The sequence below is a fragment of the Stieleria sp. genome, assembly GCF_041595215.1.
GTDB classification, from domain to species: Bacteria; Planctomycetota; Planctomycetia; order Pirellulales; family Pirellulaceae; genus Stieleria; species Stieleria magnilauensis.
On the sequence record NZ_JBFHKV010000064.1, the window covers coordinates 1 to 15234 of the forward strand.

The window sequence follows — 15234 nt, forward strand, 5'->3', positions numbered from 1 at the left end:
CGGACGCAATCGCCGTGACGCCGGCTATTGATGAGCTAGTTTTCATGCAATCGCGTTGACAGAACCTGTCCGTGATCGCCCCGCCGGTGATTGCGACATCTGTCGTGCGCCCCAGGATCCGATCCTTCCGAGGACATCCTGCGACACCCACCCCACTTCCCAATCCATTCATTCGGTATGAACGCCGCGATCCACGAAACCCATGCCGTTGATGCGGGCCTGCTCGGCAGCCTTCTGACCGACGATACCTTTTGGCCTGCCGAGACCCAATCACTTTCCGAAACCGGATTGAGTGATTCATTTATCGAAGGGTTGATCTTGAAATCCGTGTTGAGCGTCGGCACGCTCAGCGGACGCAGCCTGTCGGAGTTCATCGGTTTGCCCTTCAAGGTGGTCGATCCGCTGCTCGATGTGATGCGAACCCGCAAGATGATCGCGCACGTCCGTCCGGCGCCGTTCAACGACTACTATTATTCGTTGACCGAACTGGGGCAGAATCGCGCCGCCGCTCAGATGAAGCAGTGCAGCTATGTCGGCCCTGCGCCCGTCCCGCTGTCGGATTATGTGCTCAGCGTCGAAGCCCAGTCGGCCGGTTTGGAACCGGTCACCCAAGACCAATTGCGTCAAGCGCTTTCGGGGATCTCCTACCAGCAAGACTTGCTGGACTTTATCGGGCCGGCGATCAACAGCAACACCGGACTGTTCCTGTTCGGCGAACCCGGCAACGGCAAAACCACCATCGCCCGCTGCTTGACACAATGTCTCGGCCAGGAGATCTGGATCCCGCACGCGATCCTGGATGACGGCAACCTGATCAAACTTCAAGACGATGCCTTTCATCGCCCCGCACCGGTGCCCGAAACCGCCGCCAAGATTTTGAAGGCTCAGGAATGGGACCGCCGCTGGTTGCGGATCCAACGACCGACGGTGATGGTCGGCGGCGAACTGGTGATGGAAAACTTGGAAGTCCGACACGACGCCCGTAGCAACATTTGCGAAGCGCCGCTGCAAATGAAGAGCAACTGCGGCTGTTTGTTGATCGATGACTTCGGACGCCAACGCATCGCACCGGAAGAATTGCTCAATCGCTGGATCGTTCCGCTGGAGAACCGTTGCGATTTCTTGACCCTTCCCACGGGCAAGAAGATCCAAATGCCATTCGAACAGATGTTGATCTTTTCGACCAACCTGGATCCGGGCGACCTGGTCGACGAAGCGTTTTTGCGTCGCGTGCCCTACAAAATTTTTGTCGGCGATCCGGGGCCGGATGAGTATCGGCAACTGATGAAAACGGTTGCCCGACAGATGGGATTTCCGGAAACTCCCGAGGCGGCGGAATATCTACTGTCGTTCTATCAGAAAAAATCTCGCAAGCCCCGGCGTTGCCATCCACGCGATCTGCTGAAACAAATCGAAGCCTTTTGCCGGTACCGACAACTGCCCTTGGGTATCCGCCCGGAATACCTGGAACGCGCTTGCCGCAGCTACTTTAGCGACCTGTAGCGGCCACCCGAATCCACCAGAGCTGAGTCCACCAGAGCAACGGAAGATGACAACTGTCAAATCGAAACGTATTCAAGCAGGTTACGAGCCGATCGAAGGTTACGTGCTGGAAAAACGGATCGGCCGTGGCGGGTACGGCGAAGTCTGGCGTGCCGTCGCCCCCGGTGGATTGAAGAAAGCGGTCAAGTTCGTTTTCGGACAACAGGACGAACGACGCGCCGAACAGGAACTGAAGTCGCTCGAACGGATCAAGAGTGTGCAGCACCCGTTCATTCTGACGCTGGAACGATTCGAACTGATCGAAAACCAATTGGTCATCGTGACGGAGTTGGCCGACGGGTCATTGGAGGACGTGTTCAAGCAACACCAGGGCCGCGGTTCCTGCGACATCCCCCGCGACGTGTTGCTCGGTTACATGAAAGATGCCGCCGATGCACTGGATTATCTGCACCAACTCTACAAGCTTCAGCACCTGGATATCAAACCGGCCAACCTGCTGATCGTTGGCGGACGGGTCAAAGTCGCCGACTTCGGTTTGCTGAAAGATCTCGGTGACGTCGAATGCAGCATGGTCGGCGGGCTGACGCCGATCTACGCGCCGCCGGAAGTCTTTGACGGACGCCCCAGCCTTCACAGTGACCAATACAGTCTGGCGGTGATGTACCAGGAACTGCTGACGAGCACGCGGCCGTTCAGCGGACGGACGATCGCGCAGCTGGCGACCCAGCATGTTCACAACGCGCCGAATCTGAAGCCGCTGCCGGCAAGCGATCGCCCCTGCGTGGCACGGGCACTGGAAAAGTCGCCCGAACGGCGTTTCGCCACCTGCACCGAATTCGTTGAAAAACTGCTGCGTCCCCACGCCGGACATGCCGCCGCCGCGGACCACACCGTCGAAGCCGCGGCAACCGAACCGGCCGCCCACGCGGTCGAAAACCTGCCGCAACTCGACGGCACCGTCGGCTCGGCGAGCGATGTGCATCAATGCCAAGCCTTGGTGGTCGCCTTGGGCGGCACCGGTGCGGATTGTCTCAGCGAGTTGCGGTCGCGGATCTATGAATTCGGCGCCGGATCTCCCGTCGTCCTGCACAGCGTCCTGATCGATACCAACCCCGTCACCACGCAAACCGCGTTGATGGTCGACGGCACCGACGTGGTCCCGCGCTGCCGCGTCGTCGAAGCCCGACTGCGGACGCCCAACGAGTATCGCAACAGCGGGACGGAGCGATTAAAGACCATTTCGCGACGCTGGATCTACAACGTGCCACGAAACGGCCATACCGGTGGGATGCGGCCACTGGGGCGTCTGGCGTTGGTCGATCACGGCGAACAAGTGATGCAGACGTTGCGTGACGCGGTCAAAGCCTTGAACGTCGCCAGCGGCGACAACGCCCCACCCAAAATCTATGTCGTCGGCTCCTTGACCGGTGGGACCGGCAGCGGAATGTATCTCGACATCGTCTACTTGCTGCGTCATTTGCTCGACGAATCGGCGATGGAAAACGAGCCGATCTTGTCGTTTCTGACGACGAATCGATTCCAAGGCGATCCCTCGCGACCGCTCGCCCTGCACTCGACCAAATCCGCGATCCGAGAATTGGCGCACTTCTTGATGCCGGGCAACAGTTATCCCGGAGACGCCGGCGTGGGGTGGCCGAGTGTGCCCGCTGCGCGAACACCGTTGCACCACACCTATGTCATCGCCCAGTCCGATCGGCCCGGTGCCCCCTCGCCGCTGCACTCGGTCGTCGATTACCTGTGGGCCGATGCGAGCGATTGTGGCGAACTGTTTGCCAGGGGACGACTCGAGGAAGACGATTCACCATCGGGGCAGCGGACCATTCGGACCCTGTGCGTCGCCCAAATCGGTGACCCCGGGGAACGACAACCAAGTCTGCTGGCGCCTCATGCGATTAAATTGCTGTTGCTGCGATGGCTGGGCAACCCGCGCGATGCAAAGCCCGCGGCGAAAGAGTTTTCATCACGTGTGTGGCGACGCTGCCGATTGGACGGCGACGCGCTGCGCGGTCAAACCGAACAATGGTTCGGCAACAACCGCCAAGAACGTCGTGGCAAACTGATGGAACGACTCGGCAGCCTGGATCCGTCGCTGCTCAAGAATCCCGCCGCCGTCAGGTCGCATCTGGTCAAATGGCTGACAGGTGTGATCGATCTGGACCAGACCGAGGTGCTGGCCGGACAGATCGTCGAACAGATCGAACGCGAAATCAACGCTCGAATCCAAGACACCAGACTCAACCTGTCGTCGACGATGACCGGGCTGAATGAAATCCGTCACGCGCTGACCGAACTTCAGCAGACACTGCTGCAGAAATCCGAAGACGAATTTCGCCAACTCGCCGACGAGGGCAAAGCGTCGGAGGGCCAACCGACGACTGTCGGTGCCCAGCCACCGCAACGGCCGATGGCATCACTCCGCAGCGCCTGTGGCATCGGCGAACAATTGGTCGGAATCATCGCCTGCCGCGCCGCCGCATCGGTCGCGACGACGCTCGCGGAGAAACTGGCCGACCTCACCGAAACCTATGTCGACGCCTCGACCCGTCTCGCCCAGGCGATCGCCAACCTGGCCGACGATGACAGCCGAGCGGTTGACCAATGGTCGATGCTGCCCCCATCGATTCGCGACCAGCTGCCCGGCATCGTGGACCGACTCCACACCGCCAACGCCGTCAGTCAACTGTTCCGCATCATCCAAGCCCCGGCGAGCGTGACCGCGGACACGGTGGTCAACGAAATGTCGATCATCGCGGCCGGTCTGATCCGCGAGGGGATTGCGGCCTTGGGCGATTCGCAGACCTGCGACTCCCGGGCGTCTGAGTCACGCGGTTCGGACTGCCTGGACACCAAAACGTCGTCGATCGCAACGACCGATGAACTTGTCCTCGGCAAGACCACCTGCTTCAACCCGCAATCCGATCCGGTCGCGATGACGCAGACCCATTCTTGGTCGTCTCCCAGCAAACCGCCCAGTCTGACCGCGGAGTCCGCGTTGGAAGCCGTTCGACCACCGCTGTTGGAATGTGGCGGCAAACAACGCATCTACCTGATCAGTCGCGATGCATCGGAACAGCGGACGTTGCAGTCGCAGCTCCCCAGCTCGAACGATGTGGCGCTGACCACTTTCCAGGCGCGGGCTGCGATGCCCATGCTCATCCATGAAGCGCGGGACATCAAACTCGACAATGTGCTCGCTTGGCTGGACGCCTTGACCGGTGACGACGGTCGCATCAGCGATCGTCTCGCTACACGATGCGATCTGGATTGGGGCTGAGGATCCGGTCGTTGCTTCGTGGATGGGAGCTCACGCCCGCGGCAGACGAATCGTGAACGCCGTCCCGACGCCCACCGTGCTCTCGACACGAATCTTGCCGCGATGCGCGTCGATGATCTCTTTACACGCAGCCAGTCCCAGCCCCGTGCCGCCTTTGCCCGATTCGTCGGGACCCACTTTGGTCGAAAAGAACGGATCAAAAATCTGCGGCAGTGTCTCCGCAGGGATCCCCGACCCGCTGTCCCGGACGACCAATTCGACCCACTGGGGGTCCTCACTGTTGGCCAGCCGGATCAACAGGTTGCCACATTCGCCGATCGCCTGGCGGGCGTTGATCAAGAGATTCAGCAACACGCGTTGGATCTGATTGCCACTGACGATCGCCTTGGCCACTCCCGGCTCAATTTCGGTCGTCACCGACACCCGGTACTTGTTCATCTCGCGTTCGAGCAGGACCAGGGTGTCCAGGATCAGGCCGCCCAGGTCGGTCGGTTCGAACGATTCGCTGCGATTGCGTGCCTGGGCCAAGATCGTGCCGGTGATTTTTGAGGCACGTTCGGACGCTTCCAGGATTTTTCCGAGCGCCTTGTCGCGTGAAGCGTCGTCGCGATTGCGGATCCCGAGCCGGGCATAGTTGATGATCGTCATCAACACGTTGTTGAATTCGTGCGTCGCGGTGCTCGTCAATTCACCCAGGGTGGCCATCGATTGTGACTGCCGGAGCTGGGCTTTGAGGTGTTGGATGTACTGCTGCTCGTCACTCAACGGGGAACCACCGGCCAGCGCACCGGTGGAGACCGGTTTGCCGCTTGACGAGGGGTTTGACGTCGCAGGCGGCGTTGGGATGGCGTTGGGTGCGTTCATGATCCCCGGGTGGGTTGGCTGGCGATTGCATCGTGACTCCTTTGACCTATCGTCTGCCGCGGATGATTTGCTACACCCCGTCCTGGGCCGCAGGCAAAGCTTGCCAGTGCTGGTGACGGCCCGCACAATCGGAAAAGTTTCCGGAGAAAGAGATGCCAACCGTGCCCCAACAGTCCCACCCACGTTCTGTGACCGAATCTCCCAATATCGTCCAGCGATTGGCCCAAGCGATTGGCACCGCCAAAGAAATGGGCTTTGAAGTCCGCAAGATCGTGTTGGACGACCAAATGCCCGGCTGGTGTCAAATCGGCCCGAAAAAGATCCTGTTTCTCGACCTGACCGCCTCCACCGGCGAACAACTGGAGCAGATCGACGAGATCATCGCGTCGTATTGCAACCAACGCGAAGCCCGCCGCGAAGGCCGACTCGCTGCCTAGATCCCAATACCGCTAAATCGAGATTTACGGGCGCCCAGACGCTGACGCGAACCGGCCGATGTCGATTGATGATCAGCCGTTTGACGCGAGCCTACGGGCCCAGCTCTGGTCAAAACCTTGTCGATTTAGTGGTATTGGCCTAGAGCCACAGTCGCGGCGTAGAGTCAGAGTCACAGCGGCCAGCCTGTGGGGGAGTACGACGGGCCCGGCGGAACGTCGCTTGCACCGCGCAGCGTGCGGCCTGATCGATACAATGTGGGGGCTTGGGCACTGGCATCACCTCTTTTTATCGATCTTTCAGGCGTAGCGGATGTTCTTTAGGCAAATGGGGATAGCAGCAGCCGGCGGGTTTTGTCGGCGGATGGGAATCGGATTGCGCGCCGGTGCCGATGTCCTGCGACTGCTCCAAGCCGAAACCAAATACGGTTCGCCACGACAGCGTGAAGCGATTTCGCATGTGTTGGAAAGTGTCAAAGCGGGCTTTCAGATCAGCGACGCGATGAAACAGCGTGGCAGTTTTTTTCCTCGCTTGATGGTGTCCATGACGCGTGTCGGGGAGAGCACGGGCACGTTAGAACGCACCTTCCTGACGTTGGCGACGCACTTCGAGCAACAGGTCACGCTCCGACGTCTGTTTCTGACCTCGATCGCTTGGCCGGTGATTCAGCTGGTGCTCGGATTGGGCGTCATCTCGATTGTGATCTACCTGATGGGAATCCTGACTCCGTCCACCGGAGGCCAGATGATGGACATCTTGGGATTCGGGCTTCGCGGTGGCAAAGGCGTGTTGATTTTTTGGGGCTACATCGCCTGTGTCGCCGCCATCCTGTGGTCGCTGTACTACGCCTATCGACAGAACTTCGCCGGCGTCCAGAACCTGGTTCCGCTGTTGTACATGGTTCCCAAATTTGGCCCTTCGCTTCAAACGATCACCCTGTCCCGATTCACCCGCACCCTCTCGCTCGCCCTCGGCGCCGGCTTGGATCCGATCCGCAGCGTCAAACTGAGTTTGGATAGCACCGACAGCGACTATTACCGCAGCGGCGGCGAAATGTTTGAGGCGGCGATCCGCGATCGGGGTGACACGCTCGCCGGCGGATTGCGAGCGACCGACTTGTTTCCCGATCCGTTTTTGCACCTGGTCGAAGTCGCCGAGATGTCGGGCACCGAAAGCGAATCCATCGACCACTTGGCGGTCGAGTATGAAGAGCGAGCCAGAATGGCGATGCGAACGCTTTCGGGCATCGCCACCGGCGTCATTTGGCTCACCGTCGCCGGCATCCTGATCTTCTTTATCTTCCGCTTTGCGTCGATGTACCTGGGCGCGATCAACGAAGCAGCGGGATTGAACTAAAACACCAAACGAAGGGTTGCTGGTGGGCGATGCCGCGACGTGACGCGTGGTTTCCGTATGTTGGGGCCCGTGGGCTCGCGCCAAACGGCTGACCGCCTTCAACGTCCCGTCCGACGCCGGCAGTTGTCACTGACTGCCTTCGGGCCATTCGGCCGGGATCAGCTGCACGCCGTGACGTCCCCTCGGTTCGGCGACCCGCAATGAATCGCGAACATAATCGTGACATTGAATGCACAGGTTCGTCATTTGCAAGTAGGTGAACGTCACACCCTGGTGATTCTCTTGCTCGGCCAGCTCTTCGAGTTGAGTGCATTGACGACGAAACTCGGCACTGAAATGCTCGTACACCGTGTCCCGAGCCCTCGGCCATTCGGCCGCTTCGCTGATCAACTTCATCTCCTTCGCGCCCCGGGCGATCGCGGGGAAATCTTTGCGAAGCAAACCCTCCAAAACGTGCTGCGATCGTTTCAACTTGGAACGCATCAGCACGCCTTCGGATCGTTCGATCGGCTGAACCACCGGATCGGCCCAGGTGAGCATGGCGAGCGGTATGCTGGCAAGAATCGCCAACAGGACGAATTTGAATCTCATTTCAAAGCCTAGTGCTGAAGCGCATCGCAGCCAAGCTTCCCGGCGGCGACACCACGGATCGAAGTCTCATGGACAAGCGTCATCCATCATTCTTCAGTAGCAAAATCGTCGGGCACCGAAAACGGCAACACGCCGTCGAGAACCGATTTCACACAAATTCCCATCAGGGTGTGCAGCGACGCACACGGGAAGAGCGATGTGTTCAGACCGCGTGAGGGACACACGGCGAAGGAAATCCCTCAACGTGGTGGCTTTCCCCGGTTCATGGTGAACCGCGTGTTAGCGTTCCCATGAGGAAAAGGTCAGCCGACAGCGGTCGACGGCTTTTTTGAATAACGTTTCATTGCAAATCACGTTGATTTGCGTTACCGGGAGTCGGCTAGGGTGACCGTCTTATTCGTCGATGATGAGCCGCAGGCGCTGCGCCAGCTGGAACGGCAGCTGATTGCGGAGGATGTCGATTGGGATTGCGATTTCGCGACCAGCGGCGAACAGGCGATTGAGATGTTGGCGACCGCCAAATACGACGCCGTGGTCACCGACATGCGAATGCCGGGGATGGATGGCGCGGCGCTGTTGAATTATGTCAGCAAGCACTATCCCAACACGGTGCGGATCGTTCTGTCCAAGCCATCCGATCGCGATGCCGTGCTTCGATCGATCATGGCGATGCACCAGTTTTTGCCAAAACCGTGCGACGCATCAGAACTTCGCACGACGATTGACCGCGCCTGCGCGTTGCGTGACGTCTTGGTTTCCGATTCCTTGCAACGTTTGGTCGGTGGGCTTTCTCGATTGCCCAGTGTCCCGGCGGTCTATCGAGAACTGACCAACGCACTGCGTAACGAAGACGCCTCGATTTCGTCCATCGGCAAGATCGTCGCCAAGGACGCCGTGATGACGGCAAAGGTACTGCAGCTGGTCAACTCGGCGATCTTCTGTTTAAGCCATCATATTTCCGACCCGATCAAAGCGGTTTCGTTGCTGGGTGCATCGACACTGAAGTCACTCGTTCTCGCGATCGGCATTTTCCAGGAATTCGAAGCACTCGGTGTGAACGGGTTTTCCGCCGAAGTGTTGATGCAACATTGCTTGCGAGTCTCCCGGATGACCAAGCTGATCGGCCGACGGGAACGACTCGATTCCCAGGCTCTCGAAGACGCCATCACCGCGGCCACGCTCCACGACATCGGCAAGCTCGTGCTGCATTCGATCGACCCCAAAACGTGTGCCCAAGCGGCATTGAAAGCGGAGATCGATGACATCCCGTTGTGGCGGGCCGAACGTCAGATCTTCGGCGCCGATCATGCCGCCATCGGTGCCCACCTGCTCAGCGTCTGGGGGCTGCCGCAAACGATTATCGAAATCGTCGCCTTGCATCACACGCCGACCAAAGCATACGAGATGTCGTTCTCGCCGCTGACCGCCGTGGTCGCGTCAAACTATCTCAGCCGGGCCGGCAGCCAGTTGCCGCTGCCCACGCCAGATGACGAGCTGGTCCGCTACTTCGAGATGGTCGTGTGTGGCGAAAAACTCGAATCGTGGCACAACCTGTGCTCCGACGTGGGCAAGCGAAACGACGAGTCGCGCAAAGCACCGCTCCCGCAAGACATCAGTCTCTAAACGGCTCACGGACGCGTCGCCGATTGCTCCGCCAGAAGTTGTCCCTCAACGTCGGCCGTTAATGCCGAGAGCGCGTGTTCGATCGATTCCCGATTGCCGAGTTCGGTTTGTCCATATCGGCAGCGTTCAAAGGCGTCGGTCAAGAACTGCAAATCGGGATAACGCTGTCCCACGCGTTGCAACAATTCACTCGGGGTTTCGTCTGCACGTCGTGTGACCCCGGCGCGTCCGAGTTGTTTCAGTGTTTCGGCGTAAAAAGGCAACCGGGGCTGCAGGGCGTGTGCCGCTCCGCGTGCCTTGCCGCGCCGTCGAAACTGCGGCCATCGCAACCGCAGCAACATGGCGAGCATCGCGATCACGGCGACGACGATGATGACGGAAATCGCCAAGGACTGCAGAGGCAAATCGATCTCCCCGCCCTCCAGTCGCCCGGCGCGGATCGCTGCCAATTTGTTTTTTAGATCGCTCCACAGACGTTGATACGAACTTCGAACGTCGTTCAGTCCGGTCGCTTGCACCAGATCATCGCGTTGGCGTTGCGCATCCATCTCGACGACGTAATCTTCCCAAACATTGTTCGCCAAGTTCAACAGTCCATCCACGCCCTCCGGATTTCCGTCGTCGAGTGCACTTTCCGCGGGTGTCGGGTCGAGTCGCATCCAATACCGCGGTGATCGCCGCTGACCGCCTAGACGTCCGGCCGCGAGATCGGTCAGGCGACCGTCCGCCGAAATCTGGTCTCGTTCGATCAACGCTTCGACCCAGGCATGGGCGTGCAACTGTCTGGCGATGTAGTACTTGCCGATGTTGTTGTATTCCTCCGTCCGGTACCCCACGATGACGCGACAGGGAATCCCGGCGCTGCGGAGCATCAATGCCAGTGCCGAAGCGAAGTACTGGCAGTGACCCCGTCGATCGACCGACAGAAACTGCTCGACCGGATCAACACCGGGGATCGGTGTCGCGTCCAAGTTCAACGTGTAGGAAAACGCAGGATCGGTCTTTAAGTATTGCTCCATCGCCACCGCTGCACGCGACAGGCTGGGGGGGGCGCTCGTGATGTCGTCACTGATGCCGTCCAAGACCTCGCTCGCCAACCGGACCGCGGTCGGCACGCTGGCGCGATCGATTCGAAGCAAGTCGGTTTCGTAGTCCCGTTTCGGCCGCGGCGCGCGGCTGTTCAACCTCTGTTGCCGAGTCAGTTCGTAGGGCAAAATCACTCGCTCCGACTCCGACGCTTGAGCGATCCAGCGTGTCTGAATGCCATCGGAAAACGCGTGCGTGCCGAATTCGTAACTGATACGCGGATACGGCGGCGCGGAAGATTCGCGGGCCAATGTCCAGCGATCGATCGCGTGAACCACGTCGATTGCGTCGCCGTCTTGATGGTAGGGAGCGATCGAAAACAGCGCCGGCCGGCTCATCGCTTCACACGTAATCTTGACATGCACACGGTCATACGGCGTGCGGTCGGATCTTCCGCGGGGGCGATCGGCGCTGGGAATGCGGCCGCGGCGACTGATCGAATTCTGGTCGGTTGAGACCCACTTGGCGATCGGCCGGTCCCTGGAGTAGTCGACTTCGTAGGACTCCAGCACTTTCCCCCGCAAATACAAACTGTCGTTGATCATGTAAGGTTCACCGCTGTCCTTGTCGGTCAACTTGACCCGCAACGCCGGGTCAGCGTTTTGCATCACCGGGCCCAATTGTTCCATTCGCACTTCATCATCGAATCCGACCATGGCGGGACCACGCGCGGTCGATCGTGATGGCTGGACACGACGCGGCAAGACGTAAAAAAATGCCGCCGCGATCACAATCACTGCCGGCGAAAGCACCAGCAGGGCGTAGCGCGACCAAGGCCCGGCCGCCCAATAAATCGAAATCACCGATTCCGGCGATGATGTGGCCACAATCGCGTTGCGCGGCGGCACGTCGTCACGGCCCCCAATGATGAACTGAACGAAACGTCCGAGTCTGGTTTTGGGAGGCTCGGGGACCGGTCGGTCCAAGGTCACATCGATACTCTCCATCATCGTGACCAACCCCAGCAAGCTGAGCGCACTGGCGCCGACAATCGCGATCGGAATCATCCACACGCCGAAGCCGATTGCATCACTGAAGATCGCCGCGACAACCAACTCCAGCAAACAGAACACCGCCAACTGTTCCAAAATGCGCCGCGATTTGCGCTGCAGCATCAACACGCCTTGGACCAAGACCAACAACAACGCCACGGAGACCATTTGCGGTTCGCCCCGCTGTTGCAGCCCCCAGAAATCTTGCACGCAGTACACCGCGGCGCCGGCCATCGCCAAGTACGCCCCGATCGGCGGCAATTCGATCAAACGCAACCAATCGACGAACACGAATCCGACGACCGCAGAAAAAACAGCCAGCAGGGCGATGCTCTCGGTGCCTTGACCGCCAGCCAACACCAACCCGCCGGCCGCGGACAACAACGCAAACTGAAATTCCAATCGCGTCCGCACCGACGGCACGGCCAGCAACTCGCCACGCAACGAATCGGGAAGATCCGCGGTGTCCCGCTCAGTCATGGACATACCCGGCCTCCTCCGTCTTGCCAGCGCTCGCCACACGGTCCGCGTCGATGGCTAACAATCGTCGCACCGGCGGCGAGCTGACGTCGATCCAAGCCAGCCGCGACCGTTGATCAAAGTACCGCCACACCGACAACGCCTGTTGGCTGGACCGATCCGACGATTGACACGCGTCTTTGAATCCTCGTGGGCTGACCACCACCAGATCGTAAGCCTGAAGCTGGGACGATCGATCGACGACCGCACGGGCCAACGGATCGTCTTGCGACGCCTGAAGATGAACGGGGTTGGCAATGGCCAGACGCTCCAGCAACGCCGTGGCATCCGCGCTGATCGATGCATGGACGTTCGAACGCGGCGATGCGTCGGCGACAAAGGCGTCAGCGACCAGCAACGCCACCGAACTGGTCGGTGACGCCAGTTCATTGATCAGTGTCGCAGCGACTTCCAAAACCTGCTCGACGACGCCGGGTGCCCCTGGGCGGTTGACCGCATCGACGACGAGACAGATTTGATGTCGGTTCCGCTGTTCGAATTGTCGCACGGCCGGTTCGCCGATCCGCGCCGTCGTCCGCCAGTGGATGTGTTTGATGTGATCGCCCGATTGCCAGGGACGCAACCCGAAGAACTCACCGTCTTCATTGCTTCCACCGGTCGACCGATGACCGTCCCCGCCCCGCCGTGGCGGCAACAGCGACTTCCACCCGCGACGCAACGTGATCAGCCGCGGGTAGACGTAGAGCGGTTCGACCGTCTCACGAGAAAGCCGTTCGCAACTCATCAGACAGAACGGAAACGTCGTGGAGACGACAACCGGCCCCAACTGGTATCGGCCGCGACGATGGAAGCGACACATCACCGACATGCCACGCGTCTGACCGGCCGGGACATGGCCCACACTGCCGATCAAGGGGACCGGTTGCCGGAGTTCTGATTCCTGTGGTCTTGGCAGTGGATCGTCACTGGATTCGCCGGAATGATCGGCATCGACGTCTCGCTGTGCGGTCACACGGTCTTCGATGCGCAAACACCAAAGCGGCAGCAACCGTCCCGCATTGTGGATCTCATAGCGGACCGCCATCGGTGTCTCGGCAAACACGCCGCTCACCTCATGCCGATGAAAACGCACCTGCCGAATCGCATGGCGTCCCTGCCGCCATTGCAACAGAACGATGCTGATCAGCAATCCCGCCAGCACCAGCAACAAATTGAATCCGCGCAGCGACCCGCCGATCATCGCGAACAAGGCGACGAACAAAAAATGGAATCCCAGACGCGTGATGCGGTAGCGGAACAGCGGTTTGGATCGACTTGTCGCCATCAGTACCGTTGGAGGAGAGGTTTTTCTAAGGCTATAGTATCACGACCGGCCGATTTGCGTTCGCTCCCTTCCATTGTACCGCTCGTCCTGATGCCCTCTAGCGCCGATCAAAACGACTTCATTGTGATCGGCGCCGGCATTGTGGGGCTTGCGACCGCCTGGCGTCTGGTGCAGCGTTTCCCCGACTGTTCGGTCGTCGTCGTCGAATCGGAATCCGACGTCGCCGCTCACCAAAGCGGCCACAATTCGGGTGTCTTGCATTCCGGGATCTACTACAAACCGGGTTCCATTCGGGCGACGACCTGTCGCACCGGCAAAGCGGCGATGGAAGCATTTTGCGAGGAACACCAGATTCCTTGGGATCGCTGTGGCAAAGTCATCGTGGCCACCGATTCCGACGAATTGGAGTCGATGGAAAAAATTGCCGCCCGCGGTACCGAGAATGGCATCGTTTACGAACGTCTTGATAGCGATCAATTGCGCGAGCTGGAACCCAATGCGGCCGGTATCGCGGCCCTGCACGTGCCCGAAACCGGGATCGTGAACTACGCGACGGTGTGCAAGAGACTGGCCCGCTGTATCCAAGACGCCGGCGGGCGGATCGTGTTCGGATCCGAAATCGTGGCAGTCGATGCCCGGGCTCAATCGATTCGTCTGACCGCCGCGTGCGGCCAGGTCTTCCACGCCGCGATGATGATCAACTGCGGCGGATTGCAGTGTGATCGAATTGCAACCTTGTCCGGCATTTCGCCGGAAATTCGAATCGTGCCGTTCCGCGGCGAATACTATGAATTGGCGCCCGGCCGCGAAACACTGGTTCGAAACCTGATCTATCCCGTCCCCGATCCATCGTTCCCTTTCCTGGGCGTGCACTTCACGCGGATGATCGACGGAGGTGTGGAGTGCGGCCCCAATGCCGTGCTGGCGTTCTCGCGCGCGGGTTATGATTGGAAAACCATTCGGCTGACGGACCTGGCGCAAACCCTTCGATTCGGCGGGTTTCGAAAACTGGCACTGCGACATTGGAAAACCGGGCTGGGAGAAATGCACCGTTCGCTCAGCAAAGCGGCCTTCGTCACCGCACTGCAAAAGTTGATGCCCTGTTTGACCGCGTCCGATCTAGTTCGGGGCCGCGCCGGTGTGCGTGCCCAAGCGGTGTCGCGTGACGGGGAATTGGTGGACGATTTTCTGTTTCAGCGGAGTGACGCGGCCGTGCATGTCTTGAACGCACCGTCGCCCGCGGCGACGGCATCGTTGGCGATCGCCCAAACCATCGTTGACCAGGTCGAGCGCTGAAGCGTGAACGCAATGATGACCAACGATCGGCCGGCCGCCTCATCGATCCATTGCCGTGACGTCACGGTCCAATTCGCTCCGTCCTCGGTCGCGGTCGATCGTGTGGAGTTGACGGTCCAGAGCGGGGAAATTGTTTTACTGATCGGCCCCAGCGGTTGCGGCAAGACGACGCTGCTTCGCGCGATCGCAGGCCTGCAACCGATGAACCAAGGCCGAGTCGAACTCGATCCGGTCGCCATCGCCAGCGAAGGACAGATCGGATTCGTCTTTCAACAACCCGCACTGCTGCCGTGGGCGAGCACGCTGCAAAACGTCCTGTTGCCGCTGGAGCTGATCGGCCGGGGCACCAGCCGACTGCGACGTGAGGCCGCCGAACATGCTTTGGAGTC

Annotated in this window: 11 protein-coding genes; 7 read left to right on the forward strand and 4 right to left on the reverse strand. The window is 59.9% G+C overall.

Going from position 1 to position 15234, the window contains the following annotated elements:
• Positions 1 to 177 precede the first annotated feature (177 nt).
• The gene (locus tag ABX749_RS04310) at positions 178 to 1503 is read left to right on the forward strand and encodes an AAA family ATPase (protein WP_145213076.1); all 1326 of its coding nucleotides are present in this window, start codon (positions 178 to 180) and stop codon (positions 1501 to 1503) included.
• Positions 1504 to 1549: 46 nt separating this feature from the next.
• A complete protein-coding gene (locus ABX749_RS04315; protein WP_372894913.1) occupies positions 1550 to 4798 on the forward strand; it encodes a tubulin-like doman-containing protein in 3249 nt (1082 codons plus the stop codon).
• Positions 4799 to 4828: 30 nt separating this feature from the next.
• Here ABX749_RS04315 and ABX749_RS04320 read toward each other — a convergent pair whose 3' ends face one another.
• Positions 4829 to 5662: a sensor histidine kinase gene (locus tag ABX749_RS04320; RefSeq protein WP_145213070.1), complete on the reverse strand. Its 834-nt coding sequence runs from the start codon at positions 5660 to 5662 to the stop codon at positions 4829 to 4831.
• 152 nt (positions 5663 to 5814) lie between these two features.
• Between ABX749_RS04320 and ABX749_RS04325 the strand changes: the two genes are divergently transcribed.
• Positions 5815 to 6099, forward strand: coding sequence for a hypothetical protein (locus tag ABX749_RS04325; protein WP_372894914.1), 285 nt, complete (start codon positions 5815 to 5817; stop codon positions 6097 to 6099).
• A gap of 325 nt (positions 6100 to 6424) precedes the next feature.
• Complete coding sequence (locus ABX749_RS04330; protein ID WP_372894915.1) at positions 6425 to 7453, forward strand: type II secretion system F family protein; 1029 nt, start codon at positions 6425 to 6427, stop codon at positions 7451 to 7453.
• Between the two features lie 126 nt (positions 7454 to 7579).
• Here ABX749_RS04330 and ABX749_RS04335 read toward each other — a convergent pair whose 3' ends face one another.
• Positions 7580 to 8044: a hypothetical protein gene (locus ABX749_RS04335; RefSeq protein WP_145213061.1), complete on the reverse strand. Its 465-nt coding sequence runs from the start codon at positions 8042 to 8044 to the stop codon at positions 7580 to 7582.
• A gap of 384 nt (positions 8045 to 8428) precedes the next feature.
• Here ABX749_RS04335 and ABX749_RS04340 point away from each other — a divergent pair, with 384 nt between their 5' ends.
• Positions 8429 to 9667, forward strand: a complete 1239-nt coding sequence (locus ABX749_RS04340; RefSeq protein WP_372894916.1) for an HDOD domain-containing protein — start codon at positions 8429 to 8431, stop codon at positions 9665 to 9667.
• Between the two features lie 5 nt (positions 9668 to 9672).
• Here the strand turns inward: ABX749_RS04340 and ABX749_RS04345 are convergent, their stop codons facing one another.
• Entirely contained in the window at positions 9673 to 12231 is a 2559-nt protein-coding gene (locus ABX749_RS04345) for a DUF3488 and transglutaminase-like domain-containing protein (protein WP_372894917.1), read from the reverse strand.
• A complete protein-coding gene (locus ABX749_RS04350) occupies positions 12218 to 13549 on the reverse strand; it encodes a DUF58 domain-containing protein (RefSeq protein ID WP_372894918.1) in 1332 nt (443 codons plus the stop codon). Before ABX749_RS04350 ends, ABX749_RS04345 begins: the two co-directional genes overlap by 14 nt.
• Positions 13550 to 13639: 90 nt before the next feature.
• Between ABX749_RS04350 and lhgO the strand changes: the two genes are divergently transcribed.
• Positions 13640 to 14845, forward strand: a complete 1206-nt coding sequence (gene lhgO / locus ABX749_RS04355; RefSeq protein ID WP_372894919.1) for an L-2-hydroxyglutarate oxidase — start codon at positions 13640 to 13642, stop codon at positions 14843 to 14845.
• 12 nt (positions 14846 to 14857) lie between these two features.
• A partial coding sequence (locus tag ABX749_RS04360) for an ATP-binding cassette domain-containing protein (protein ID WP_372894920.1) occupies positions 14858 to 15234 on the forward strand: 377 nt, incomplete at its 3' end.